Source organism: Bradyrhizobium sp. SPXBL-02 (genome assembly GCF_051853065.1).
GTDB lineage: Bacteria > Pseudomonadota > Alphaproteobacteria > Rhizobiales > Xanthobacteraceae > Bradyrhizobium.
On the sequence record NZ_CP182474.1, the window covers coordinates 6,542,679 to 6,569,007 of the forward strand.

Genomic DNA, 26,329 nt, shown 5'->3' on the forward strand with positions numbered 1-26,329 from the left:
TTTGTGTCGGATCGTCTCGGGCGGGCGCCCATTTGTGTCGAAATGTTGCTAGATGGGTGCCTTGGCGCCTTTCGTTACGAGTTCCGGCTTTTTTCGAGCCCGCTTACCGGTAAAACCGTGCTTCCGAGCCACCGTGAAGGGCATCCATGAACGAACACACTCCTCAGATCCTGGTCGTCGACGACGATCCCGAGATTCGTAAGCTGCTTGCCCGCTACATCGAAAGCCAGTCGCTTCGCGTCGTCCTGGCATCGAGCTGCAACGAGATGCGCGAGCGCCTTGTGGCCGAACAGGTCGATCTCGTGGTTCTGGATGTGATGCTTCCGGACGGCTCCGGGCTCGACGCCTGCCGCGATTTGCGAGCGAAGCGGAACATGATTCCCGTTATCCTTCTGACGGCGCTCAAGGAGGATGTCGATCGCATCGTAGGTCTGGAAATGGGAGCCGACGATTATCTCGGCAAGCCGTTCAATCCGAGAGAACTGGTCGCCAGAATTCGCGCCGTCTTGCGGCGCCGCTCAGAAAGAAGTCTTCGATCTCAAGAAACGAGGAAGTACCGATTCGACGGCCTTACGGCCGATCCTCAGTTGCGCAGCGTAACCGATGCGCAGGGCAATGCCCTGGAACTGACCGGCGCGGAATTCGACCTGCTGCAGGTCTTCCTCGACAGACCGGGACGTGTGCTTTCGCGGGATCAACTCCTGGACCTTACGCGCGGCCGAGAGGGAGAGGTCTTCGATCGCTCCATCGATGTCCTCGTCAGCCGGTTGAGGCGCAAACTGGACACTTCCGGAATGCCGCCCCTCTTCAAGACAGTTCGCAACGGCGGTTATCAACTCGTCGCGAAGGTCGGGGTGCAGGACTTTCCGGCGTGAACACCCTGCGCGCCAAACTCGCCGTCCTTCTCACCGTCGTGATCATCTCGGTGGTCTGCATTCTGACCGGGATTCTCGTCTACCTGTTTGATCCGCCCAACGAACGGGAGGCAATCAGTCCACTCGTCGACCAAGTAGAGTTATTGACCCGAGTTGGGCAGGTCGCTCCCAAATTGGTCATCGTTCAACAGGCCGCTGCGGGCGGTGAAGTCGAAACCAATCTCACCACGTGGCTGCGCGCCGCTCTGACGGCCCGCGGGATCCCCCGCGACGTCATCGTGTCCCGCAAGGACGACCTTCCTCTCCTGTCCATTCCGGTTGATCAAGGATGGGTCGTCACGCAAATCCCTGACTTGCCTCCCGCGGGCGGCATCTTCCATCTCCTTTTGATTTGGCTTGCGCTGACCACGCTGGGCACGATGGCGGTCGCTCTCTTTTTCGCGAACCGGATGGTCAAACCCCTCGTACTTCTCGAACGCGCGATCGAGACCGTAGGCCCGGACGGTGTTCTTCCCGAACTGGCCGTGACAGGACCGGCGGAGGTACGGGTCGCAGCCAGAGCGCTGAATTCTCTGTCTTCCCGGCTGAAGGCGGCAATGGAAAGCCGAATGCGGCTCGTCGCGGCAGCGGGCCATGACTTACGGACACCGATCACCCGTATGCGCCTGCGCGCCGAGTTCGTCGCGGATGAAGAAGACCGCCAAATGTGGCTCAAGGATATGGACGAGCTGGAAAGGATCGCGGACAGCGCAATACTTCTCGTGAGAGAGGACTCCGGCAAATCGGCGCCCGAGCCGATCCGGCTGGACATTCTCGTTTCCGACCTCGTGGACGAGCTTCGAACGCTATCTTACGACATCACCCTGACCAGCTCTGCGGCGGCGACCGCGCTCGCGAATCGAACGGGCCTGAGCCGCGCCTTCAGGAATTTGCTCATAAATGCATCCACGCATGGTAAGCGGGCCCGGGTCGCCGTCCAAAGCAGCGTGAACGACGTCGTCGTTGTGATCGACGACGACGGTCCGGGGATTCCGCCCGATCTCATCGGGCAGGTTTTCGAGCCGTTCTTCCGAGTCGACCGGGCGCGCACGAAGCAGTTCGATGGTGCCGGACTCGGTTTGACGATCGCGAAAGAGATCGTTCAGCGCGCCGGAGGCAGCATCAAAATCCAGAACGGATCATTCCGGGGGCTGATCCAGACCGTGACGCTGCCGGTTGCGCAATCGCTTCCGGCGGAGCCACACTGACGGGTCCCCTTTCACCGCGACGGGACACACTTACCGGAGCTCCGCACCCTGGCTGGCGGGGGGCGACGCCGAACTGGAGAAGCGACCCAGCGGCTTCGGGTTGTTGTTCGCGATCCCTGGGGGAGCCTTCATCCACTGGTAGCCCTCGAAACCCGAACGATAGCCTTCGGTGTACAACGCTTGCATATATCCCTGCTCAAACGACGTCTCCCTCGTCGCTCGAAAGGTCGACGGAATTGCCGCAAGGTTGAAGTCGGTACCGTCGATCTCGGCCTTCGCATAGATGCGATAGAGGTCGCCGATGCTTTGATTCTTGATCAGGGTGGAGATCGACCTCAGCGAAATAGAGAAAATGCCCGGTTCTACGGCTTCCCATTCCGGGTTGATCTTTCCGTTCCGGATGATGAAGAGGCGTGCAGCGGCTCTCTTGGTTGGGACGTCGGTGCGAATGATCATCGAAGGTCGCGGCACGAAAACCTGCTGAGTCACGCCCCCATCGACGTGCAGTTCCTCGTAGGTCCGATCTGCAACACTGACCTTGATGCGGACGGGAGGAAAGGCACCCGGCACGGAAGCGGAAGCCAGCAGGATCTTCCGGAAGAGGGAGAGGGCTTGGGGATGATTGCTCATGGCTATGCGTCCCACATCCCATAGAACCGGACGCTGCGCGTCCAAATTCGTCGTTCCGATGAGCAATACTCGGCCCTTGCGCCGCTCCATCGCGATATCGCGGAGGAATTGATCATCGACATACTTTGCTATCAGACTCTCGAGCGGAGAGCTGTCGACCAGGCCCGATCCGAGCAATGGCGCTACGACGCCAGGATCGTAGATATCGCTGCGCTCGTACCTCGTGAACACCTCTTTCAATGCCGCATCTCTGGTCCGCCCCAGGTAGACGAACGGCGCAGTCAACGCGCCGGCACTGACCCCGGTGACCAGATCGAACTCAGGTCTCGTGCCCGCATCACCCCACCCGACCAAGAGACCTGCGCCGAAGGCACCGTTGTCGCCTCCGCCAGATATTGCGAGAATGTTGAGCTCATCCGGTCGTTGGCCGAGACGACCATGAGCGGCATTCGGCTTCCTCCGGATTTGTTTGATCGTAGACAGGGCGGCAAGCGCCTCAGGCGGAGCATCCCCCCATACCCGGACGTTCGGCATCCCGGCGAGTTCGGCCTCGTCGATGAGCCGTTTCGGAACCACATCGCGCGGGAACATGGAGGCGCATCCGCAAAGAAGGCCGGTCATCAGAAACAGCGCGGCCACGCGCATCGCCGATCTGGACGCATACATGACGGGGCCGTACTCGATGGCGCGGATGACCATCATCATGGCGCCCTTCGGGGTCGAGCCGCAAAGGCTGTGTCTGCCGATGCGGCCGTCCTTGATCGCCACTACTTTCGTGTCTCCACTGGACCATCATCGGTCCATTCAGGAGGAAGGCCCAGTTTGCCGCCGACGAGACCGGCGATCCCAGGAGCGCGGCCGTAGCTTTCGCACGCCGCATACTTGGGAGCGAGACCAATATTCGAACCGACCTTTTCCAAGGACGGGATCTCGATACTAAAGCCTTCGAAGGGACTTTCACCTTTATTGAGCATCTTGGCGAAATCGTCGCCGAAGTCCCGAGCGAGATCGTAAGCGTCACTGGCTTTCGATGCTCTCGGCGTGCTGAAAAAGGCGTTCGCCCCTCTTCCCCAGATCATGGCGGCTTGCTGTCGCCCCGTGGCGTCGACGGCCTCGGCTTCGATGGACAAGTCTCCGAGCCCAACCGGAATGCGGGGCACCGGAATCGGAACGGCCGTATCCACGAAGCTTGAACCGAGCTTCGCCGCGGCCGAGACGCCCGCGGCGACTTCATCAGTCGGCGTCGCACGCGTAATGGCCGCACGCACGGTCAAATCCGCCCGTTGATCGGGCGACACCACCCTGAATCTGTCGCTCAAATTGATGCACAAGGCGCGGCTTACCGTATTGGCGACAAGGATACGCTGTTCATGGGTTAGGGCAGGCGCAACGTGGGCAGGGAATGCCGTCGGTGCGATATTGATCGTCTTCGCCGCTGCTACCTGCTCTTTCTTCACCTGAAGACGGGACTTGGTGATCTTTCCGTCCGACTGCTTCAATCCCTCGTAAGAGGAGAGCCCGTTGCCCTGGACCAGGGCGGGGGTCGCGCAACCCGGCAACAGTGCAAGGACGAGCAGGGCCGAAGCGCAATATCCGAGCGGCCACCGGCGTTGATACGGAAACGACGGATATGAACCAGGATGGTTAAGACCGGCGGCGGAGCGCATTCAGACCCCCTTATTGTGAACCCTGCGCTCTTGATAAACGGGCTACATGGCTCGGAATCTGGCTGCGGATGACCTAATGTTGCTGGCCGACCGCCATTTGTGTCGAAAGATGTCCAGCCCGAATTGAGGACAGCCTTCGTTACAAATATTACCCTTCAGCCTGTTCCAACCGGACTAAACCGGCGCCCATGCACATTCCCCAAATCCTTGTCGTCGATGACGACTTAGAGATCCGCAAGCTCCTTGCTCGCTACATCAAGGAGCAGGGCTTCCGGGTTCAACTCGCGTCCCGCTGCGTGGAAGTACGTGAACGGATCGCCACGAATCAGATCGATCTGATCGTGCTGGACGTGATGCTGCCGGACGGGTCCGGACTCGATCTTTGTCGCGATCTCCGGTCCACGCGGTCGCGGATTCCGATCATCCTGCTCACTGCTCTGAAGGAAGACGTGGATCGGATCATCGGTCTGGAGATCGGCGCCGACGACTATCTCGGCAAACCGTTCAACCCGCGTGAGCTGATCGCCCGGATTCGTGCTGTGCTCCGACGCGGCGACGATGACCGCCCCTCTCACGGCCGGAAGGGGCGCTACCTCTTCGAAGGGTTCGTCGCCGATCCGTCCGCCCGGTCGGTGGTCGCTCCGCAAGGCGACTCGATCGATTTGACCGGGGCGGAGTTTGATCTTCTCTTGACGTTTCTCGACCGTCCCGGTCGCGTTCTGTCTCGCGACCAATTGCTCGATCTGACCCGCGGGCGCGATGGAGACGTCCTAGACCGCTCCATTGATGTGCTGATCAGTCGACTGCGGCGCAAACTTGCAGAGGGCGGCGCAAATCACATCTTCAAGACGGTGCGCAACGGCGGCTATCAGCTCGCGGCCACGGTCAGCTATCTGGACGAGCACTCCTAAGCCTGTTGCCGCTCAATCGGCTGTCGTCTGAATGCGAATGTCGGCGCTTTGTTCGCTTCATCGCGCATCACGCGTAAGATCGATGGAGACCTCGGACACCCAGGCTCCCGGCGACTCCATGACGAAGGATTGGCGGCTTCCTTTCGTACGAACGACGAGCAACGCTGTGATCTTGTCGCCCTCGATGCGGGCATCGATCACGCCATTCTGATTTTGCCCATAGACCTTGCCCCCGACGCGGTACTGGCTTTCGAACCAGTTTCCCGAAAGCTCCGAGCCGCTTTGTTCGATTGTAGCGCCCAGATCCATCTTGTACGCGTCGCTCGCGCAGCGCACATTCATCTTGACGGATTGACCTTCGTTCTTGGGAACGTAGTCGACCTTACAGCGGACCCGCTCCCGGGGCCCGTCCTTAGGCTTCATCCAACCACTGCCCGACCATGACCCGGCGACGCTATTGAAGCTCGCCTGCGCTGATGCAGGCGATGCGACGGCGACGGCCATCAGCACCGAAAAACCGAGGCTCCGTGACATCTTCAACCGGCACATGGGCAGGCTTTTCATTGCGCTTACCATTGCGAAAATCATCTGCCCTCCTTCTGGAACATTGATCGTCGCTCCAGGCTTCGATCCATTGGTCAGCTGCATACCGCGCACTGCAGCGCGAACATCAGGCCCTTCGACGCGGCAGACCCCGCTTTCCCGCTCTTGGAAAGCTGCCCGACGAACGTCCGATGTTGATGAAATCGAGCGCCGCCCTTCTCCTGACCCGCGCTCGTTATCCGGGCACCTGGATCCAAATTGGGCCGTGTGTGACTGAACGTTTCTGCGCGTCGGCATGTTGAGTCAAAAGATGTCAGAACGGCCGAGTTGTCGAACCGGGTGCGTCAGGCGACAGCTGCCTGGCATAGACTCTTGCTCGCCAATCCAGCAGGACCCCCGTCCTCCTGGCCGCGCGGATGCCACAGCGTGCGCGCAGGCTTGCGTCGAAGCGGCCTCGGCATCCGAGCCAGCCCCGCAGCATGCTCGCAGTCGCTTCGTTTGCTCGTCATGGGCTGGGCTTGGGCGAAGGCGTCGGTGAAGGGCTGGCCTCCGGCTTCACGACGGCGCCGTCACCATGAGGCACGCACGTTCCGACATTGCTCAACAAGCGCTTGGCTTGCGCCTCCCGGGCTTTGGAATAGTCGCGACGCCGCTCGATGTTCACTGCCGCCCACTTGTCCCAAGCCTCGAAAGCGTCAGCATAGTGCTTGCGCATCTGCTCTTCCGCCGAAAGGCAATCAGCGAACTTGTCAAACAGCAAGTCTGTGTTGACCGGCGTCACGCCGCCGACCAGAACCACCAGCATCCATTTCATCGCGGTTCACCGTACTTCCCGGATGCAAACAGCGAACCAAGCTCGCCGGTTCCGTGGGGCGGAGCATCAACATCACCTCGAAGGCGTCCGCAATAGTCCAGCGCGGTCGCGGAAAGGCGGGCGGCGCTGTAGGGCAGCCCCATCGAAGCAAGGGCTCCGTGCCCAATGCTCGCCGCTCGCCGATGGGCGCGCCCGGCAGGCCGAAACCTCATGGCTTCTGCAACACGGTCGAGAGCGCCGAACCGTCGTTCAAGATCGAGAAGATCTCCCGCGAGGACAGATGCTCTGCGGCCTCCTCGAAAGTCTCGCTGGCATCGATCTTGGCACGTCCGACCGCCAGGTTGGCGTCGACGGTGTCGGGCCTGGTGGGGCGAGGCGGCGGCAGCTGAGCGAGGTGGAAGGCCAGGAGCGCGGGGTCTTGGCGCAGCTCCAGCAACGCGGGGTTGCCCCCTGCGTCCGCCGACGCGCTCAGTTCGTTCGCCCGCCGCAGGACGGGAGGCGGCTCTCGCTCTTCGGGAGTGACAAACAATCTTCCGGAGACGGGCATGGCGGTCAGCGCGCCTATGGGAACGGCGAACAGCAATCCAACGATGACCGGCGACATCCAAAGCAGCAGGGGCAGCGAAACGGCGTAGGCGCTTGCGGCCATCGCGACGCCGCACATGGTTGGAATGCCGTACTTCCGATAGAGTTCGCGGCGCTCCACCGTACCGTCGTCGCGCCTTTGCGTCTGCCAGCCGGCATCGCGGCCGGCCAGAATCTCGACCACGGCGATCGACTGAAAGATCATCATCACCGGCGCCATCAGCGCGGAAACTATGATCTCTGCGAGAACTCCGGCCGAGGCTCGCAACGCGCCGCCGAACTGGCGTCTCATCGAGCCCCGCATCCAAACGAGGACGAGGCTGAGCAGCTTCGGCAACAGCAGCAGACCCATCGTGGCGACGAACACCCAGATGGCGAGCACGGGATCCTGGGCGGGCCACGTCGGAAACAACGAGAAACCCTTCGGAAAATACTCCGGCCGCACGAAGCGGGCCTGCAACGAGATCAGCATGCCCAGCAAGAGGAACAGCAGCCAGAGCGGTGCCGTCAGATATGCCCCTATCCCCACCATGAAATGCAGGCGCGACACCCAGTGGAGACCCCGCGCCGGCACGACAGCCAGATGCTGAAGATTGCCCTGGCACCAGCGTCGGTCGCGCGCTGCGAAATCGAGCAGCGAGGGCGGCACCTCTTCGTAGCTTCCGCCGAGCGTCGGCAGCATGTAGATGCCCCACCCCGCGCGCCGCATCAGCGCAGCTTCGACGAAATCGTGGCTCAGGATGTGCCCGCCGAATGGCTTGCGCCCGCGCAGCTGCGGCAGCGCGGCCGATTCCGCGAACGCCTTCACGCGGATGATCGCGTTGTGGCCCCAGTAATTGCCTTCGGAGCCGTGCCACCAGGCGACGCCGGCGGCGATCAACGGTCCGTACAGGCGGCCCGCGAATTGCTGGACCCGGCTGAACAGGCTGCGCGCGTTGACGACCATGGGGAGCGTCTGGACGAGCCCGGCGCTCGGATTGCTTTCCATGGCATGGACCAGTCGGACGATGGTCTGCCCGCTCATGAGACTGTCGGCATCGAGCACGATCATGAAATCGTACGCGCCGCCGAACCGCGTGATCCACTCGGAGATGTTCCCGGCTTTGCGCGCCGTATTCTCGCCTCGGTGTCGATAGTACAGCCGTGGCGTCCCCACCGCCTGTCGCAGCGCGAGGAGCGCTTTTTCTTCGGCGACCCAGATGTCCGGATCGGTGCTGTCGCTCAGAACGTACCAGTCGAACAGCTTTCCTTGCGAGGTCGTCTCCAGGGATTCGATGATCGCGCGGAGCCGCGCCGTCAATCGGTGCGGGTCTTCGTTGTAGGTGGGAAGCAGCATGGCGGTGCGGCTTGCGATCGCAGGCAGCTCCGCGTCCGGCGCGAAGGCGCCCGGACGATGGACGAGCAGCACGAAGAAGCCGGCCAGCGCGGAGGCGAACGAGAAGGCGACCCAGGCGAGCAGGACCAGGAAGAGCGCCAGCACCATGGCTTCAAGGACGGTGACGCCGCCGACCTGCAGCACGCGATACATCTCATATCCGCCGGCCGCCGTGAGCGCCGCCGTCGAGACGACGATGAGGCCGCGCCGCCAAGCCATCGCGGGAGCAACCGGCGCAGGAATGCGGTGGGCGACCTGGTTTTTTCCGAGATCGCCGGGAGCCATCGGAAGGGGGGACTCGCCCGGCAGCAGGCGCTGGGTCGCGATATCGCCGGCCATCGGCCGCGGTGCCGTGCTCAGGGCGCCCATCGGTAGACCCAGATTTCCGACAAGGGCTTGTCGCCTTGGGCCAGGAACGCCCGCAGCTCGATCGGCTCGCTTTTCACCTGGCACTGGAAGCTGAGCCGCCACCCACCTGTGTGGGGATTGGGCTGCGTGACGATGTTCTTCACTTCGGACTTCTCCGCCGTCACCACGCCTTTGACACCGGCAGGATCGATGCCCTTGAGGTTGTCGCCGAGCAGATCGAGTACGAACAGGCGCGCGTCCTCACCCCTCGCCCCGATCCCGCTTCGCGTGAATCTGGCGAGCGAATGCGGCTTCGGGCTATCCGGCCCCCAATGCAGCCGATAGGTGTAGTTGTGTTCGCCCTTGGCCTGCAGCGGGTTTTTCGGTCGCCAGAATGCGGCGATGTTGTCGTGGACCTCCTCCTTGGTCGGGATCTCGAACAGCACGACCCCGCCCTCGCCCCAATCCCCGATCGGCTCCATCCAGAGACTTGGGCGTTTTTCGAAGCTGGATTCGATGTCCTGGTAGGCGAAGAAGTTTCTCTCCCGCTGCATCAGCCCGAAGCCACGCGGATTGAGATCCTGGAAGGTGCTGATCTGGAGATCGCGGGGATTGCTGAGCGGCCGCCACAGGCTCTCGCCCTTCCCATTGAATATCCCAAGGCCATCGGAATCGTGGACTGAGGGGCGGAAATCGTCGATGTCGTTGCGGTCGTTCGGACCGTAAAAGAACATGCTGGTCATGGGCGCGAGACCGGCCCGCGGCATCTCGACGCGCGGGTAGACCGACATTTCGACGTCGAAGACCGTCGTCTCCCCGGGACGCACGGTGAACCGATAGCTCGCGGCGCAGCTCTTGCTGTCGAGCAGGGCATGAATCACCAACGAGGTCGCACCCGGCGCCGGCCGCTCGAGCCAGAACGTCTTGAAGAGCGGAAATTCCTCGCCCTTGGCTTCGCCCGTATCGATCGAGAGCCCCCTGGCAGAAAGGCCGTAGGTCTGCCCCTTGGCCACCGCGCGGAAGTAGCTCGCCCCCAGGAAAACGCAGACCTCGTCGTAATAGTCGGGACGGTTCATCGGCGCATGGATGCGGAAGCCTGCGAACCCGAGATCGATGTCCTCGAACGTCGGGACCTTCTCGCCGAAGGAGAAGTCCGCCTTGCGGTACTTGAGTTCGGACGCCTTTCCGTCCGCGACCTCGAAGATGTTCACCCTGTTCTTGTAAAAGAAGCCGCGGTGGAAGAACTGCGCCTCGAACGGAAGATTCTTGCCGCGCCAGAGCGCCCGCTCGGGCAAAAAGCGGATCGAACGATACTGATCGTAGTCCAGGTCCTTCAATCCACTCGGCAGCTTCTCGTCCGGCGCCTCGTACGGCTTGCTCGCCAACCTCCGCGCCAGGTCCCTCACGGTGGACGGCCCGAACATGTCATCCGAAGGGGCGGCCAGACTGCGTCGGGAAGCAAGCAGCAGCGCCGGCAGCGCTGCCGACCCTTGAACAAGCTGGCGTCGGTTCACGTACTCTCCTACTCGCTTGCAATTGCCGCGGCCAAGCAACGGCCGACGCGCCCACGAGTTCCAGCCGGCCCAGTTCCACCCTCGCACGCCGCTAGCGTGAGGTCGCCGGCTGATTGCGACACGGTTTCGCATCCTCGCGACGACTTTCGCCCGAGCTTTACTTCGTCACTCCACCCTCTGAAAGCCAGGAGGGCACAGGGAAGGCCCCTCAGGTCTCATTTCCCGGCAACGAAGTAAAAATCCTGCCGGCCCGAGACCGATCCGTAGCTGAACGGCTTTTGTGCACGATTGGTCGCCTCCATGACGTCGTCACGCACGACGTCGAACAGCCGGCGCACCTCGAGACCGGGCTTGCGCATATTGTCGACGAACGCCGTGGCGAACGGGCTGTTCCTGCCCACTCCGTCGAGCGCCATCTCTCCGTCCTTGGCGGCATACACCACCAGCGTGCCCGCCTCGGGCTCGATCGCCGCAAGGCCGCGCGACACCGAACGCGACGCGAGCGTCATGGTGCGCTTCATCTGGTTGGCGAACGGATTGTCGCGGCAGGCATCGAGGATGATGAGGCGCAGCCGCTTGGCGCGTTCCGCCGCGTTCAACACCTGGTCCAGCGCCACGGCTTCGAAGCTGACGTCGCGGTCGGAGGCGATCTTCGCGTCGATCGGGATCAGATAGTTGACGCCGCCGACCTCCATGCCGTGACCGGCGTAATATACCATCGCCCAGTCGGCGATTTCCGCCTGCCTTGCAAAGTCGCGCAGCGCCGCGGTCAACGCATCCTTGCGCAGATCGGTCAGCAGCGTGACGGAATCGAATCCGGTGAGCTTGAGCGTTTCGGCGACGAGCGCCGCATCGCGAGCCGGATTGGCGAGCGCTGCGACATTCTCATAAGCGGAGTTTCCGACCACGAGCGCGATGCGCCTGTCATTTCTACTTGACGGTCCCGGCAGCGCGATGACCGACGTGGTGGTGGCGGGAGGAACGGTCTTGATGGACGTATCGTCCAGCGCGGCGAGGCGTTCGCGTGCCTTGTCCATCGACCATTTCGCGCTGTCGTACTTCTGCGGGGCAGCCAGAGCTGCGTTGAAGTCGGCGCGGGCCTTTGCGACCTCGCCCAGCTTCTCGAACACCATTCCGCGGTTTACCAGCGCGCTCTGATGTTGCGGATCATTGCGCAGCGACTCGTTGAAATCGGCGAGGGCTTGATCGTACCTGCCCTGAAGGAGGTAGATGTCGCCGCGGTTGTTGTAGGCCAGCGTCGTCCTCGGCAAAAGCCGGATCGCCTCGCTGAAATCGGCCACGGCACGCTCGGACTGGCCGGTGTGCTGATAGGACAGTCCGCGATTGTTGAACGCATAACCGTAGGTCGGGTCAATGCGAATGACCTCGGAGTATTCGGCGATCGCCCGGGTGTGGTCGCCCTTGCCGGCATAGAGCCGCCCTCGATTGAAGTAGGCGAACTTGAACCTCGGATTGATGCGGATCGCTGCATTGTAATCCGAAAGCGCGCGCTCGGAATCACCTGCAGCGGCATAGGCCATGCCGCGGTCGTTCAAGGCGTTCAGATTGTTTGCATCGAGCCGGATCGAGGCGGTCAGGTCGGCGATGGCCCGATCCACCTCGTTCCGGCGAAGCAGGGCGGCGCCGCGATGCTGCCAGGCAAGCGCGTATTTCGGATCGATGCGGATGGCCTCGCTGAAATCGGAGATTGCGCGATCGTAGTCGCCCTTGTCGCCATATTCGGCACCGCGATTGTCGAACGCCAAGGCGTCGCGCCCGCCGCTCTTTGCGATCAGCCGCGAACACGCGGCGATGCGGTCCTCATGGCCGCGCTGCGCGCAGATTGTCCGGTCGTCTGCGACCGCAACATCAGCGGCGGCCAGAAAAGTGAAAAAAAAGAAACTGAAAACCAGTGCAATCCAATTCCGCATGGTCGCCACCCTGCTTCAGAGCCGGCAGTATAGACGGGGAAGGCGGCCATGCCTGTGATGGTGATCACAGAACCGGTCGCTTGCTTCCCGAGTGCGGCCTGCCACCACGCGCGTTTCATCGCAGACACGCCTTCGCAGCCCCGCGGCTGATTTCGCCCGAGCTTTGCCAGATGTTTCGTCCCTCTGAAAGCCAAGAGGGCACAGGGAAGGCCGGGTGCCGACATCGCACCCGCGGTCTGCTGCGCAAATGCACACGCAGAAAACCGCACAGCAGCATACAGGTGGTGCCGATCACTCGGCCTTCCCTGCGCGATGGTCGGACGGCTTATGCCGCGCTCTCCCGGGAGCCGAGTTCCTTCTGGCCTCCCTCGCGCTCACGGAATACACCGGCACCCGCGCCGGTTGACGCGAGATGCCGCCTCCGCAAGAGCTTGACCGTAGCAACGACGGCCAGGACCACACGGTTTTGCCGTACGCACGGCCCGCCATTTCGCCCGCAGTATTCCCCGCTCCGTCGACGAAGCCGGAAACTTACAGACGAGACGAACCTAGCAGCGCCGTTCGTCCGCGCGCGGCCACGAGCTCTCCGGGGACTACCCTCCCTGCCCGCACCTTTCGCGCCCGACGCTGCCGCGTCCACCGCAAGCCCGGCTCGCGATCAAGACGACGACGCGATCGCCCCTCAAGGATGAGCCGGGATGGGCTGACACATACGATATTTCCGAAATTCGGTAAAGGGGAATATTTTTGTGGGGAGAGGTTGACGGGGTGCGAAACAGGACTGACAGCTCACGGCGAAAGCCGAAGCGGGGCCCCCTACCGTCATTGACACTCAATTCAATGCACCCATAAATTGCAGAACGAGACAATTGATTTGCATACGAGCCGGAGAGGCCGAGATGCATCGCAAGCAGATGCGCGCTTTGTTGAGAAGTCATCGATCGCAGCCATCGGCAACTCAGGCAAATCGATGGTCGGCAGCCGTACTAGCCAGCATAGTGACCTTTCTAATTACTGTGTTCGGCTTCGGCATTTCGGCATTTGGATTTTGGGCGAAGCTTCGTCAGACCGACGACCTGAGGGTCCTCATCACATCCTCCGCCCCCCTCATAACAACGGAAACCGACGGGGTTGGATTTACGCAGCCGATCAGCCTGACCTACATCAATTCAGGAAATCGGCAGGCTCGCATCAGCAACCTTGGGCTGGTCGCGCTCAAGTACAATGACACCAGGACACCGGCAGACGAGAGTTGCGACGCGGGCGAACCAGACACAAAAATTTATCCGCGGTTCGATTTTTCATCGATTGTAATAAAGCCAGGAGAAATTACGGACATTCGCGACCTCAAATATACCTTTGGGCTCCTGAGTAAACCACTCGGAGAACAGGGGATTGTATTCCCGAACATCCTTCGGCTCACAGCGAACGACTCCTTGCTGGTCTGCCTGCAGCAAAGAGTCGTCACTCCTGATAGCTATGTGGTGTCGTTGAGCAAGGCACTCTGGTTGCTGCGATCCCGCGACGGAGATTTCAAATTTCTGTTCGATCAGGGGAAGCCAATCGTGGTGAAGAAAACGATCACATACTTTGATTAGATCGTAGGATGGGTAGAGCGCAGCGAAACCCATCGAGATGTTTGCCAGGGGGAGACATGATGGGTTTCGCTGCGCTCTACCCATCCTACGGTCCGTCAGCCTGCGCAAGCTCGCTCGATTTCAGTCACGTAGGATATCCAGTCGAACGCGAAGGGCCCGACCTTCGACAGCTTGGTTTCGCTGTCATCTCCATTCTCGTACGCAAAGTCGGACCAACGCACGATACCGTCGCTCCGCGATACGATCGCGGTGATGGCTCCGCACGCGAGGTCTCCACATTCCGGACATACGTACAGAGCCACACGGTGTGCCCCGCCCAGCGGAACATCCGATGTCAAGAGTCGCTCGAGCCTGTCGTTGAGCCGAAGGGCAAGCTCGGGCTCTCGGTGAGGGACCGAAAGACAACCGGACAAATCGAAGCCGGCGGCGCCGGTGACGGCAAAGAGAGATCGCCCGTTAACGACGAAATCGAACGTGTACCGCTCCTTCTTCGCCGGGCTTGCGCAACCGCTCCGATGAAGCACTACAAGTTCAAGCTGGTCAGACATTTCCCATCACTCCGCGCCCGTTTGCGGATCAATGCAGCGCGCGCGACGCCGCCCGCCAGCAACCGGCATCCGAACTATGGGACCAGCATAACGCAACCCGCTAGCATCGGCCGAGTGCATTCGATCTTCTGAAAAAGCATCAGCTGCTTAGCTGGATTTTGGTAGCGGGGGAGCGCTACCGCCTACCCCCACACCGACCAAACCTACGATATCTTATCCAACCGCCCGCGTAAGACTTTTGCAGAGAGCTCCCACCGCGGGGGTCGACGCCTCAACTGCGTCGTCACTCCGGCTCAGACCGGATGATCCGTGAATGATGGCTGAATGGGCCTGCCGCCGAATACCCGATGTCGTGGTGTCGCCTTCACACGACGCGGACGAGGTTCCGCCAACGGTGCGAGGACACCCCCAAGCCGGCTGTGCGAGGATCTCCGCCCTGCACGCTGCGTGGCATTCATAAATGACGACGACGCTTGAAAGGCCAGTAATGTACGCCAAAACGATCGAGCAGGCCCGTTTTCCCGCGAGTAAGGCGCGCCCTCGTGCGCGAAAGGTCTCAAACTCAAAATGGAGCCGTTGACCTCGCCTGAATGCCAAGACGATCGAGCAGAAATACCGCAGATGAAGGACCTTCTACGCTGATTATCATCATGGCCACCATGCTAACGTAGCCCTGCTACTTGCTTTGGGGCCAACATTGTCATCGCAGGAAATTTCTCCCCAGTCGACTGCTGCAGCCGATCGGGATCTAATCTTCCTAGTGATCGAGCGTCATCGCGAGCTGTTGGCACATTACGATGCGGCCCTGTCCGTATCGGCGAAGCTCGATTCGGGACCCGAGTTTGATGCCGCCGACGAAATCAGCTGTCAAAGGAACCATGCTCTCGCGGAGCATGGGAACGTGCTCATCCGTTCAACCCCAACCACGATCGCAGGCGTGATTGCTCTGACGCGTTACGTCGGCAGCCTACAAGAATGGAACCTTCCCGACGATGACGCGTGGTATCGGACTTTCTTGGAAGGGCTGGCAGACGCGATCGATGGAATCGCCATGGCGCAGCGGCTTGGGCAAGATGGCGATTAGAATGGCGCTCGCTTTCATCTTCCGCGGGATACTTTTCTGGGTGGCAATCGCTGCGCTTCTCTATTTCGTGTGGAAGTTGCCCTTCTGAAGTCTGACGATTGGGGGCTCGCCCGAGCTAGTATCGAGGCAATGAGGAGGGGCGGCTCTTTAACCACGGTACTCGCCAGATCCCTGGAAGATGGATGCGATTTCAGTTTCGTGGCCTTGCCCGAAGCTGATCCGTCTTAGAATCGTCGACCACGACGCCTTTGCCAGCGCTGCGCGGCAGGCGCGCCTGCTCCACTGCTGCAGAAGGGGCATCGCTTGAGAAAGATCAAGAGAACTGCGCCCAAGTGGGTCCCGTGCCCATAGCCTAACGAATAGCTGCACGGTCGTTCCGCTAACAGCGCTTAAGTGCCCGAGAAAGCATCCGTTTCCTGGAAATTGGGATGCTTCCGGGCATTACGGAACAAACGACCGCAGGAGCCGCTGTGGACCAGCCCTACCGCCGGTGCCACGACGTTCCGCACCATGGTTCCAGTAGACAAAGACGCCGGGCACGCCGCAGGCGAGTGAACTTAGCAACCCGCAATCGCGCATTGCCCAATCGGACCGCTCTGGCGATCTTTACTGGCGCAGAGGCTTGCGAGACGCCATCCTGGTCTCCCAGCAAGCCACAAGCCGAACATATGGTGCGGACATGGAATTTACATCGCGGTCCACGCCCATGGGCCGATTGAATTCTTATCGCCCGCTTCAGATCGTGACGCGACTGACGAATCCCCATGAGATGTGACGTGCGACGCCGTGGGCGGTCAGCGATGCTCCCGCGGATTTCATCGCGATCACCATGATGGAAGGCAAGCGCAAGATGAGCCACCGCCCGTGCCCGATCGCATTGGTTTCTCCACCGGCCTAGGCGAGCAAACTGACACAGGACCGGGAAATTGCAGCTTTTATCCTACTTCAGGACCGAGACGATAATGTGCATAACTGCCGCCAAGAGCGCCGCTCGAAAGAGAGCGATCTTACATCTGCAACTCTCACGGGCTCCAGCGGCATTACGTGAGATTACCTCGGGTCCTCAATTAACTCGCGAATTCGCCAATGGAACAGTCAGCTTGAGCTTACTAAAGTATGTGGAGAGTTGTCGGTATTCCGACAGAGCCCAAATCCCGTGTCAGGTCGAGTACAGCGGGTAGTAAGCGAACTCTCGAAAAGCCCATTCGGCGTTATGGCTCGCCCAGCGCCGCCTGGAATGGCCATTGCCTAAAACGATCTATCAAGAAACAGAGCCACTCAGCTTTCCACCCGCATTTCATCCTTGAGGAACGGTCAGCTGATTCACATCGCGGACATACCCGCTATGACTATCCGAGACATGTAGACCAGCAAATACTCTCGAACAGGTTGAAATGGCACGATGACGTTCGATGACTCGCGGCAAATACCACGATTCGTTCAGTGCCTATTGTCGAGGACATGTTGGTCTTTCTGGTACGATGCTTGCTGAAGATCATTCGCTCCAAGGGGGTGCGGGAGACCTGCCAGGGCCTGGAAAAGCGAGATCAGCGCAATGACTTTGATCGGTGGCGTCATTCCGAGCGCGGATATTGTGAAACGTGCAGCGCGCATCGGTGCCGAAGTCAAAAATATCAAGCTATCAGGCGATCTACCGGATCACGCGATAGCTGCGATCAACAGCTTATTGCTAGAGCACAAGGTGATCTTCTTCCGCAATCAAGGACATCTCAATGATGCCGAGCAGGAGCGCTTTTCCGCTCGTCTGGGAAAGCTAGTGCCACATCCGATACTCGGCGCTACCAAGGGGGCGTCGCTCCTCGAACTGGACTCCACTCGCGGTGGCGGTCGCGCCGACGTTTGGCATGCGGATGGGACCTTTGCCGACGCCTATCCCAAGATCTTGGTCCTGCGGGCCGTGGTAATGCCACCGTTCGGAGGCGACACCGTGTGGTCTAACACAGCTGCCGCTTATCTTGGTTTGCCGCCGCCACTACAACGGCTCGCCGAGGGCCTATGGGCCGTTCACAGCAACGTTTTCGATTACGCTGGGATCGCGCGTCTCCGCGAGGTCGACAAGAAGCACTTTGACGAGGTGTTCACCAAAGCGGTTTTTGAGACGGAGCATCCCGTCGTACGCGTCCACCCCGAAACAGGCGAGCGGACGCTAGTGCTCGGCGCCTTGGTGAAGCAGTTTGTTGATGTCCCCAAATACGACGGACAAAAGCTGTTCGACCTATTTCAGTCTCACATCACCGCGCCCGAAAACACTGTGCGCTGGAACTGGTTAGAGGGGGATATTGCGATATGGGATAACCGCGCAACGCAGCATTATGCTGTCAACGATTACGGGAACCAGCATCGCGTCGTACGTCGGGCCACGATCGAGGGTGAGGTGCCTGTCAGCGTCGATGGCCGGAGCAGTGTAACGCGCCTGAAGGTGACCGAATGACTGCACGACGACACCCAGCGCTCTCGCGTCTGAAAATCGAGAAAATCTGGCAATCGGACTTGTTTAAGGTAAACGCGAAAACACACTTTCGGACGCGATATCTCAGCTCTTAAGGCCAACTCGGCAGCGCCTAGCTTGATGCATGCAAACTATTTAGCGTCGACCGACGGCTTTCGAGGAAACTGGAGCATCACTGTCCTTCGCCAGCGGCTTCACGTTTCAGCTTAGAAAATCCTCGATCAGTGGCCATAAAGCGCGCCAACATGGGGGCGATGAGTTTAGTCGGATCGACCACTTGACCACCCTGACGCGTAAGCGCTTCTGCATATGCAATGAGATCACGATGCACCGCCGCAGGCAGCTCCGCACTTACTTTGACCGGCTTGTCGTCTGGAAGCTCTCCTATTTTTAGTTTTGGCATTTTGTTACCCTCTATAGGGTGTAAGTATGAGGTCATGATTGACAAGAACACGAACCGGGACGCCAGGTCGCACGGTTAGAGTGGGCTGGACGCTGAGACTGCGGCGAACCACCTGCTGCCCGGTCTGGTTTAGTGAGTCCGACGCGCCGTGTCGCAATGCCTGGATGATTGCACTGTCGTTGCTATTGGTGTCCGAGCCGGCGCCCAGTTCGGTCCCGATCGCCAGAAACGTCGATAGTGCCGCGGCCTTGAACAACTCGCCCCAATGATTGTCGACCTGATCTTCGAGACCTGCGTATCCGGCAGTGTCAGCGCCAGGCTGCCGCTCAAGAACGATCGACTGTCCATTCGGCATGATCAGCCGTGTCCAGACGAGCAGGACGCGGGACTGGCCGAAAGTGACCTGGCTATCGTATACCCCGATCAGGCGCGCGCCCTGCGGTACCAACAAGAACCGACCTGTGGGCGTATCGTATACGTTTTCCGTCACCTGCGCGGTGATTTGGCCTGGAAGATCTGATCTAATCCCTGTGATCAGCGCTCCCGGAATCACCGTCCCGGCCTGCACGATATATGGTGAGGCGGGCCTGGTGACGCGGTCAGGGCTGACCGTACGACGGTCCACGGAGGCGTTCACGAAGGCAAGCTTTCGGTCCTGGCCGCTTTGTGCAGATGCGTCATCCCCGGTCCCCGTTGGATTCAATGGCACGACGCGATCGCTTCCAACAAGCGCCGCGGTGGGCGGACGTACTTCACGTCCGTTCGTCAAAGCGAATAGATGACTGATGCGGGCTGCCTCGGTCTCTTGATCCCGGCGCTGCTGGTCCGGATAAGCGCCTATCGCCGGCGACTGGCCTTGAGCGGCAAGGATCGGTCGACCGAGGTCCCCGGGAAGCGGCGGACCCAGTTGCGGGATTGGCTGGCGTGGAATGCCAGTGTAGTCCTTCGGCAGCGCCGTAATCCCGTCGGCGACATTGTGATGGTCGGTACTGTAAAGCTCATCTGGCGCTTGGTCTCGAGGGCGATTCTTCTGCAGCGACCACAGCACGGCTCCGGCGATAACAAGCAGGGCGACCGCGCTCCCTCCCGCCAGCACTTTCCGTGATAACCGTGTCACGCGCGGGTGCTCCGCTCTCAAGCGGAAGCTCCGGGACTGATCCGCTGGCGTCTCTGGCAGAGCCGCTTGCTCCTGATCGTGTCCTTTCCGGGTGTTCATGACGACGGCCTCCCGTCGGTCCGGACAATACGGACCTTCTGCTGGTGCTCGCCGCCAAGCCGCAGTTCGGCGGCAGCAAACAGCCGATCGACGATCAATACGTTGCCGTAAGCGCGATAGTTGACCAGTTCAGTCCTGCCGCCTGGACCGATGACGAAGAGCGGAGGCATCTCGCCCTGCACGATGCCTTGCGGGAATTCGACATAGACCTTGCGGCCATCGTCATATGCGGCGATCGGCCGCCAGGGTGGACTGTCCCCTTCGATGGCATAACGGGAGATGCGCTGCGCCGGATCGGGAAGAACGGGTTTCAGAGCAACTGAACGCGACTGCTCGCGCACTGCTTCCGGATAGTACCAGGCAACAGACGGCATGTATGGCCGCTCGCGCGAGCGGAGCTCGATCAGGTAGGTGCGCCGGTCAGTATTGACCACCAGGTTGGTTTCGATCGAAGCTCGGGTCGGCTTGACCAGGATATGGACGCGCCGTGTGTCACCGCTCCCGCTCTCGGTATCGCCCACGACCCAGCGTACGGTATCTCCGGCCGCGATCGGCCCCGATCCCGTCAACTGTTCTCCCTCCTCTAGCGCGATATCCGTGATCTGCCCCGGTGCGGCGTAAACTTGATAAAGCGCCCCGGGACTGTAGGCGTAGATTTGCGCCGCGTTGAAATACCCTCGCTTGCGCGGCTCGACCCGGGCTGCGCTGTTTGCGGTCTCAACCCGGCTCACGGGTTCAGCGTCTTCCTTCCCTCCCGACTTGCCGCCGAGAGCCGGCTTCCAGAGGGGTGGAACGTGAAGCGGTCGCGATCTGTCGTCGAGAGCCACCGGCGACGCCGGTAACTGAGGTACTTCAGCGTCATAGCTGATCTCCGGCGGAATGTAGGCCGCGCATCCACCAAGCATCGACGAACAAAGCAAGAGAGCGTGGAAACTTGCTCGCTTCGCGAACACGAACTTGGGCCGAGTCGAATTGAGCCCGCTTGGCGCACTTGGATGCTTCGAATGAACGTCAGACGGCGTCTTGGTCACTGACTCAACTCCTTTGACCAGTTGATGGCGCGGACGTAGACGCCAAGCGGATTCTTGCGCAGGCGTTCGGCATCGCGCGGCGACTCGATTGCGATCGTGAGAATTGCTGTCCAACGTTCGGTCGAACTCAGCGAACCGTTGTCGTAACTGCGTTCAGTCCATGCGACCCGAAAGCTCTCCGAAGAGGCGCGAATGACGCTCGAGACGTCTACGGAGATTTGAGCCTTGCCCAGCTTGGCAAAGGGGTCATTGTTGCGTGCGTAATCGTTGAGCGCAGCCGCGCCACGATCCGTCGTAAAATCATAGGCCCGGAGCCAGTTTTGGCGCAGAACTATGCCGTCGGCCGGCAGGCCTCTGACGTCCTCAATGAAGCGCGCCAGATGGTACGCGATCTGAGCGTCTGTAGGCTGATAGTCGATGTTGGCGGGCGCAACCCTTTGGGCTTGGCCGAGATGATCGACTTCGACCACCCAGGGCGTGATCGAGCCTTGGCTCGATTGCCAGACAAGGCCTCCAGCGAGACCGGCCGACAGCATGAGGCAGCCAAAGGCCATCAGGCGCCAGTTCTTGGCTTGGACGCGCGCTGATCCAATGCGTTCGTCCCAAACCTGCGCGGCCTTTTGATAAGGCGTAATCGGCTCGGGCATGCGCCCGTAGTGAACTGATGGTCGTTTGAACATCGATGGTTGCCCCTGATATCGAGTGATCGGTTTGAAGTCGTGCGATAGGTGGATCTGAGGCGCTACTGGGCGGCGGAGGTGCAGTGGTGCGTCTCAGCGTTCTCCTTCGGACAGATCGACGGAGGAGCCGCTGCCACCATGATCGCCCGAGCGGACGGCGTGGCCAGCGGCCGAGGCACCATGCCGAATGGTCTCGGCGCGCTTCATGCGGCGAGCCCAATCAGGCTGCCCTTCGGCCGCGGCGCTCGCGCCCTGATCACCCGCTTGGCTACGTCCGAACGCAGTAGCTGCTCGACGCAATGGACTCATCGCAGCCGAGCTGCCCGCCTCCGCCAAGCCGGTAAGGCCGCCGCTTCGATAGGCGGCCGATGCTCCGCTTATAACCGAGCCGCCACCGCGCGCGGCGCCTGCAACCGCACCGCCAGCGAGACCAGCACCGCCGGCAGCAAGACCTGCGCCCGCCGCAACAATGCCGCCGGCAGCAAGGCCTGTTCCAATCGCGGCACCGGCGCCCAATTGAGATCCGCCCGACACCAGGCCGTTTGCGATACCCGGACCGAAGATGCCGAGGCCTAGCAAGGAAAGCGCCGCGAGCACCAGCGTCATCGCGTCTTCGATGGTCGGCTGTGCACCGACGAAACCAGCTGTGAACTGCGAGAACAGGGTCGAGCCGATGCCGACGATGACGGCCAGGACCAGGATCTTGATGCCAGAAGATATGACGTTGCCCAGAACGCGCTCCGCCGCGAATGCGGTCTTGCCGAACAAGCCAAAAGGAATGAGTACGAAGCCGGCCAGCGTCGTGAGCTTGAACTCGATCAGGGTGACGAAGAGCTGGATCGCCAGAATGAAGAAGGCGAGCAGCACCACGACCCACGCGAACAGGAGAACGACGATCTGGACGAAATTCTCGAAGAAACTGATGTAGCCCATCAGGTTCGAGATCGAGTCGAGCAGCGGTCGGCCGGCGTCGAGGCCAACTTGAGCGATCTTTCCCGGTCGCAGGAAATCCGATGCCGATAAGTTTGCGCCGGATGCTTTCAGTCCAAGGCCGGCGAAGCTCTCGAAGACGATGCGCGCCAGACTGTTCCAGTTGCCGATGAGGTAGGCAAAGACGCCTACGAAGAGCGTTTTCTTGACGAGGCGCGCGATGATGTCCTCGTTCGTTCCCCAACTCCAGAACAGCGCGGCAAGTGTGATGTCGATCGCAGCAAGGGTCGTTGCGAGATATCCGACATCGCTCCCCAGCAGCCCGAACCCGTTGTCGATATAGCGCGTGAACGTCTCCAGAAACTGGTCAATGATCCCCGTACCAGTCATGGCTTGCTTGCCTCAGGTGTCACCAGGTTCGGATATCCCTGCGGGATCCGGCTTTGATCCTTTGAGGCAGGTATCGAACTGGCGGAGTCAGCATGGCCGGCAGCTACGGCGCCATCTTTCTTGCCAAAGAAGCGGCGCCGGTTCTCGGCCCAAATCTGCTGGCAATGCCGATAGCCTGCCGTTTCCCCCGCAGTGACGCTGCGGCAGCGCGCCAAGTCGGAGCTGGTTGCATCTGTCGTCTGCTCCGCCTTCTGTGCCGGCGGAGCATCGTTTCCCCCACGCAGTTGAATCGTCCAGGCAGCGACGGCCACTAGGCCGATTGTCGTAAGCAGCGACAGCGCCTTGAATGCTCTCACGCCGGTCATTAGTGGAACATCTTCACGTTGGATGATTGATAGCCCTGCCCCGGTGTCAGGAACCGACGAAGCTGTTCGCGGCCCTGGTCCTGGGCCGCCGCGCGTTGCGCTGCTTCAAGGCTTTGCGCCCTGCCCTGCGCCGTCACAACAGCCGTGAGGTCGGCGAGTTGCTGCGCATTCAGTGCGAGAATCTGATTGCCGGCCTGTGTTGCCTGCAAAGCACCGCTAGCGCCTTGGCTTGAACTGACGAGCGCGGAGGTCTGGACGCGGTTAGTGTCGAGGTTGCCAACGATGCCGGCCTGGACACGAAGCGCGTCATGCGTTGCGGCATACGAATTCTGCCAACGCGATTGAGCATTGGCGATCAGCAACTGATCCGACTGGCTCCTGGTAGCTGGCGCGTAGCTCGTCGAGAAGGCATGATCGACCTGCTGGACGTCGTAGGCAATGCGCTGGGCCTGGGCCAGCAATTGCTGAGTCCGCTGGATCGAAGATTGCAGTTGCTGCAGCGACGAGTACGGCAGGTTGGCCAGGTTTTTTGCCTGGTTGATCAGCATCTGCGCCTCGTTCTGCAACGAGGTGATCTGATTGTTGATCTGCTGGAGTTCCCGCGCAGCTGTCAGGACGTTCTGAACGTAGTTGTTGGGATCGAATACGATCAGCGCCCGTGCGGGCACCGTGACGCCAAGCAGGAGAGAGATGGTGCTAGCGGCCGCCAACAGACCAAGACGCCTCATAGCGATTTCTCCAGATTGACGAGATCGGGAATCAAGTCGAGGGCCCAGGCCAAACCGCGGTGCTGGAGCCAGGCCGGTACGAAGCCGTCAGATCCATGTTCGGCCAGGAGCTGCGCGATGGCAGCCTGGTCGGTCTTGGAAGAGGCCGCAGTGAATGCGAGCGCAATCTCACCAAGGCCAAGTTCGAACATCCGGTTGCCGCGACGGGACTGGCAGTAGTAGTCGCGCTTCGGCGTTGCCCGGCTCAGAAGCTCGATCTGCCGGTCGTTGAGGCCGAAACGGCGGTAGATGGCAGTGATCTGCGGTTCGATCGCCCGTTCATTCGGCAGCAACAATCGCGTTGGGCAGCTTTCGATGATAGCCGGCGCAATCGCGGATCCATCGATGTCCGAGAGCGACTGCGTAGCGAATATGACGGACGCATTCTTCTTCCGAAGCGTCTTCAGCCATTCGCGGAGCTGGCCGGCAAAGTCCTCGTCGTCGAGGGCAAGCCAGCCTTCATCGACAATGAGGAGTGTCGGCCGACCATCGAGACGATCACCGATACGATGGAAGAGGTACGCCAGCACGGCCGGGGCAGCGCTCGTTCCGATCAAGCCTTCGGTCTCAAATGCCTGGACCGACGCCTCGCCAAGGCGCTCAAATTCTGCATCGAGCAAACGTCCAGAGGGACCACCCAGGCAATAGGGTTGCAGGGCCTTTTTCAGGGAATTGGATTGCAGCAAGACTGAGAGGCCCGTGAGGGTGCGCTCCTCCCTCGGTGCCGAAGCAAGAGAAGTGAGCGCCGACCAAAGATGATCCTTGACCTCCGGCGTGATCTCGACCTTTTCCCGCGCCAGGATCGCGCCGATCCATTCCGTGGCCCATCCGCGCTCATTAGGATCGTCGATCCAGGCCAATGGTTGCAGAGCGACAGGGTCTTCGTTCCCGTCAGACAACGCACCGCCGAGATCATGCCAGTCGCCACCCATGGCGAGCGCGGCTGCCCGGATCGAACCGCCGAAATCGAACGCAAAGACCTGCGAGTTCGGGTAACGACGGAACTGTAGCGCCATCAGAGCCAGCAGGACCGACTTGCCGGCACCTGTCGGCCCGACCACGAGCGTGTGGCCGACGTCGCCGACGTGGAGGGAGAATCGGAATGGGGTCGATCCCTCGGTCTTCCCAAACAGAAGCGGCGGACCCTTGAAGTGCAAATCCCTCACCTCGCCGGCCCACACGGCCGACATCGGAATCATGTGGGCGAGGTTGAGGGTCGACACCGGTGGCTGCCGCACATTGGCGTACACGTGGCCCGGCAAACCACCGAGCCAGGCTTCGACGGCATTCACCGTCTCGATCATGCAGGTGAAATCGCGGCCTTGAATGACCTTCTCGACCAGGCGGAGCTTTTCATCGGCGGCATTGGGATCAAGGTCCCAGACAGTGATGGTCGCAGTGACAAAGGCTTGTCCGATCTGATCGGACCCCAGTTCCTGCAACGCCGCGTCGGCATCAAGCGCCTTGTTGTGGGCGTCAGTATCCAGCAGCGTCGACGCCTCGTTTGTCATGACCTCCTTGAGGATGGCGCCGATGGATTTCCGCTTGGCGAACCACTGCCGCCGAATCTTGGTCAACAGCTTGGTGGCATCCGTCTTGTCGAGCATGATGGCACGGGTCGACCATCGATAAGAAAACGGCAGGCGATTGAGGTCATCCAGAATCCCCGGCGTCGTCGCTCCCGGAAAGCCGACTATCGTCAGAACCCTCAATTTGGCTGAGCCCAACATCGGCTCGAGCCCGCCGGTCAGCGGCTGGTCGGCCAACAGCGCATCGATGTACATCGGAATCTCGGGCACGCGAACGCGATGACGCTTGGTCGAGATCGTCGAGTGCAGATAGGTCAGCGTGTCCTGATCATCGAGCCAGGCGCATTCCGGCATGAACCCTTCGACGAGTTGAAGCACGCGGTTGGTTTGGTCGATAAATCCGCGGAGAACCTCGCGCGCGTCTGCGCCAACGGTGCGATCCCGGCCCTCATAGAGAAGTCGTTCTGCCTTGGCAGCCCCCTCCTCCGGGGGCAAATAGAGGAAGGTCAGGAAATAACTGGACTCATAGTGGGTGCCCGCCTCTTCAAATTGAGCTCTGCGCTCCGCGTCGACCAGCGCGGATGCGACATCCGGAAAGGTGCTCGGAGGATAGGCTCCCGCAAAATGGCGCTGCGCCTCAACGAACACGGCCCAGCCGGATCCCAGGCGACGCAAGGCGTTATTCAAGCGGCCGGCGACGGCGACAAGTTCAGCCGGCACTGCGCTATCGAGGTCAGGCCCCCGGAACTTCGCCGTCCGCTGGAACGAGCCGTCCTTGTTCAGGATGAGTCCCCCGTCGACCAGGGCTGCCCAGGGCATGAAGTCGGCGAGCCGCGCGTTGGAATGGCGATATTCGGCAAGGTTCATCATGACCGAGA

Annotated in this window: 23 protein-coding genes; 7 read left to right on the top strand and 16 right to left on the bottom strand. The window is 60.8% G+C overall.

Annotation, left to right across the window (positions count from 1 at the left end; genetic code table 11):
- The first annotated feature begins 146 nt into the window (after positions 1-146).
- Both ACNJYD_RS30520 and ACNJYD_RS30525 read left to right on the top strand, forming a co-directional pair.
- On the top strand, positions 147-875 hold the full coding sequence (locus ACNJYD_RS30520) for a response regulator (RefSeq protein ID WP_212254357.1): 729 nt from the start codon (positions 147-149) through the stop codon (positions 873-875).
- On the top strand, positions 872-2,122 hold the full coding sequence (locus tag ACNJYD_RS30525) for an ATP-binding protein (RefSeq protein ID WP_349628372.1): 1,251 nt from the start codon (positions 872-874) through the stop codon (positions 2,120-2,122). Before ACNJYD_RS30520 ends, ACNJYD_RS30525 begins: the two co-directional genes overlap by 4 nt.
- A 30-nt stretch (positions 2,123-2,152) precedes the next feature.
- On the opposite strand, the gene ACNJYD_RS30530 is transcribed toward ACNJYD_RS30525, so the two are convergent.
- On the bottom strand, positions 2,153-3,418 hold the full coding sequence (locus ACNJYD_RS30530) for a patatin-like phospholipase family protein (protein WP_433996053.1): 1,266 nt from the start codon (positions 3,416-3,418) through the stop codon (positions 2,153-2,155).
- A gap of 101 nt (positions 3,419-3,519) precedes the next feature.
- Positions 3,520-4,419, bottom strand: coding sequence for a DUF3313 domain-containing protein (locus ACNJYD_RS30535; protein WP_212254356.1), 900 nt, complete (start codon positions 4,417-4,419; stop codon positions 3,520-3,522).
- Between the two features lie 188 nt (positions 4,420-4,607).
- Between ACNJYD_RS30535 and ACNJYD_RS30540 the strand changes: the two genes are divergently transcribed.
- A complete protein-coding gene (locus ACNJYD_RS30540) occupies positions 4,608-5,330 on the top strand; it encodes a response regulator transcription factor (RefSeq protein ID WP_212254355.1) in 723 nt (240 codons plus the stop codon).
- Positions 5,331-5,387: 57 nt separating this feature from the next.
- Here the strand turns inward: ACNJYD_RS30540 and ACNJYD_RS30545 are convergent, their stop codons facing one another.
- From ACNJYD_RS30545 to ACNJYD_RS30565, 5 genes are all read right to left on the bottom strand, one after another.
- Positions 5,388-5,978: a hypothetical protein gene (locus ACNJYD_RS30545; RefSeq protein WP_246570590.1), complete on the bottom strand. Its 591-nt coding sequence runs from the start codon at positions 5,976-5,978 to the stop codon at positions 5,388-5,390.
- A 400-nt stretch (positions 5,979-6,378) separates the two neighbouring features.
- Positions 6,379-6,687, bottom strand: coding sequence for a hypothetical protein (locus tag ACNJYD_RS30550; protein WP_212254354.1), 309 nt, complete (start codon positions 6,685-6,687; stop codon positions 6,379-6,381).
- Between the two features lie 208 nt (positions 6,688-6,895).
- Complete coding sequence (gene mdoH, locus ACNJYD_RS30555) at positions 6,896-9,016, bottom strand: glucans biosynthesis glucosyltransferase MdoH (RefSeq protein ID WP_212254886.1); 2,121 nt, start codon at positions 9,014-9,016, stop codon at positions 6,896-6,898.
- Positions 9,004-10,509 carry a glucan biosynthesis protein G gene (locus tag ACNJYD_RS30560; protein WP_439364186.1) on the bottom strand — a complete coding sequence of 502 codons (1,506 nt, stop codon included), beginning with the start codon at positions 10,507-10,509 and terminating at the stop codon, positions 9,004-9,006. The genes mdoH and ACNJYD_RS30560 overlap by 13 nt, the downstream gene beginning before the upstream one ends.
- 215 nt (positions 10,510-10,724) lie before the next feature.
- Positions 10,725-12,275, bottom strand: a complete 1,551-nt coding sequence (locus ACNJYD_RS30565) for a tetratricopeptide repeat protein (protein ID WP_439364187.1) — start codon at positions 12,273-12,275, stop codon at positions 10,725-10,727.
- Positions 12,276-12,332: 57 nt separating this feature from the next.
- Here ACNJYD_RS30565 and ACNJYD_RS30570 point away from each other — a divergent pair, with 57 nt between their 5' ends.
- The gene (locus ACNJYD_RS30570) at positions 12,333-12,473 is read left to right on the top strand and encodes a hypothetical protein (protein ID WP_439364188.1); all 141 of its coding nucleotides are present in this window, start codon (positions 12,333-12,335) and stop codon (positions 12,471-12,473) included.
- 866 nt (positions 12,474-13,339) lie between these two features.
- Complete coding sequence (locus ACNJYD_RS30575; RefSeq protein WP_439364189.1) at positions 13,340-14,038, top strand: hypothetical protein; 699 nt, start codon at positions 13,340-13,342, stop codon at positions 14,036-14,038.
- A 95-nt stretch (positions 14,039-14,133) separates the two neighbouring features.
- Here the strand turns inward: ACNJYD_RS30575 and ACNJYD_RS30580 are convergent, their stop codons facing one another.
- On the bottom strand, positions 14,134-14,586 hold the full coding sequence (locus ACNJYD_RS30580) for a hypothetical protein (protein WP_439364190.1): 453 nt from the start codon (positions 14,584-14,586) through the stop codon (positions 14,134-14,136).
- A gap of 697 nt (positions 14,587-15,283) precedes the next feature.
- Between ACNJYD_RS30580 and ACNJYD_RS30585 the strand changes: the two genes are divergently transcribed.
- Both ACNJYD_RS30585 and ACNJYD_RS30590 read left to right on the top strand, forming a co-directional pair.
- Positions 15,284-15,670, top strand: coding sequence for a hypothetical protein (locus ACNJYD_RS30585; protein ID WP_439364191.1), 387 nt, complete (start codon positions 15,284-15,286; stop codon positions 15,668-15,670).
- A gap of 1,546 nt (positions 15,671-17,216) precedes the next feature.
- A complete protein-coding gene (locus ACNJYD_RS30590) occupies positions 17,217-18,122 on the top strand; it encodes a TauD/TfdA dioxygenase family protein (RefSeq protein WP_439367534.1) in 906 nt (301 codons plus the stop codon).
- Between the two features lie 190 nt (positions 18,123-18,312).
- On the opposite strand, the gene ACNJYD_RS30595 is transcribed toward ACNJYD_RS30590, so the two are convergent.
- From ACNJYD_RS30595 to trbE, 8 genes are all read right to left on the bottom strand, one after another.
- Positions 18,313-18,543 carry a DUF2274 domain-containing protein gene (locus tag ACNJYD_RS30595; RefSeq protein WP_036030461.1) on the bottom strand — a complete coding sequence of 77 codons (231 nt, stop codon included), beginning with the start codon at positions 18,541-18,543 and terminating at the stop codon, positions 18,313-18,315.
- Positions 18,544-18,547: 4 nt separating this feature from the next.
- Positions 18,548-19,759, bottom strand: a complete 1,212-nt coding sequence (locus ACNJYD_RS30600) for a TrbI/VirB10 family protein (protein WP_439364192.1) — start codon at positions 19,757-19,759, stop codon at positions 18,548-18,550.
- Positions 19,756-20,790, bottom strand: coding sequence for a P-type conjugative transfer protein TrbG (gene trbG, locus ACNJYD_RS30605; RefSeq protein WP_439364193.1), 1,035 nt, complete (start codon positions 20,788-20,790; stop codon positions 19,756-19,758). The genes ACNJYD_RS30600 and trbG overlap by 4 nt, the downstream gene beginning before the upstream one ends.
- Positions 20,787-21,470 (bottom strand): conjugal transfer protein TrbF, encoded by a 684-nt coding sequence (trbF, locus tag ACNJYD_RS30610; protein ID WP_439364194.1) that lies wholly within the window; start codon positions 21,468-21,470, stop codon positions 20,787-20,789. Before trbF ends, trbG begins: the two co-directional genes overlap by 4 nt.
- A 93-nt stretch (positions 21,471-21,563) precedes the next feature.
- Positions 21,564-22,790, bottom strand: a complete 1,227-nt coding sequence (gene trbL / locus ACNJYD_RS30615; RefSeq protein WP_439364195.1) for a P-type conjugative transfer protein TrbL — start codon at positions 22,788-22,790, stop codon at positions 21,564-21,566.
- Entirely contained in the window at positions 22,787-23,155 is a 369-nt protein-coding gene (gene trbK-alt / locus ACNJYD_RS30620; protein ID WP_439364196.1) for a putative entry exclusion protein TrbK-alt, read from the bottom strand. Before trbK-alt ends, trbL begins: the two co-directional genes overlap by 4 nt.
- Positions 23,155-23,883 carry a P-type conjugative transfer protein TrbJ gene (trbJ, locus tag ACNJYD_RS30625; protein WP_439364197.1) on the bottom strand — a complete coding sequence of 243 codons (729 nt, stop codon included), beginning with the start codon at positions 23,881-23,883 and terminating at the stop codon, positions 23,155-23,157. Before trbJ ends, trbK-alt begins: the two co-directional genes overlap by 1 nt.
- The gene (trbE, locus tag ACNJYD_RS30630) at positions 23,880-26,321 is read right to left on the bottom strand and encodes a conjugal transfer protein TrbE (protein ID WP_439364198.1); all 2,442 of its coding nucleotides are present in this window, start codon (positions 26,319-26,321) and stop codon (positions 23,880-23,882) included. Before trbE ends, trbJ begins: the two co-directional genes overlap by 4 nt.
- Positions 26,322-26,329: the final 8 nt, after the last annotated feature.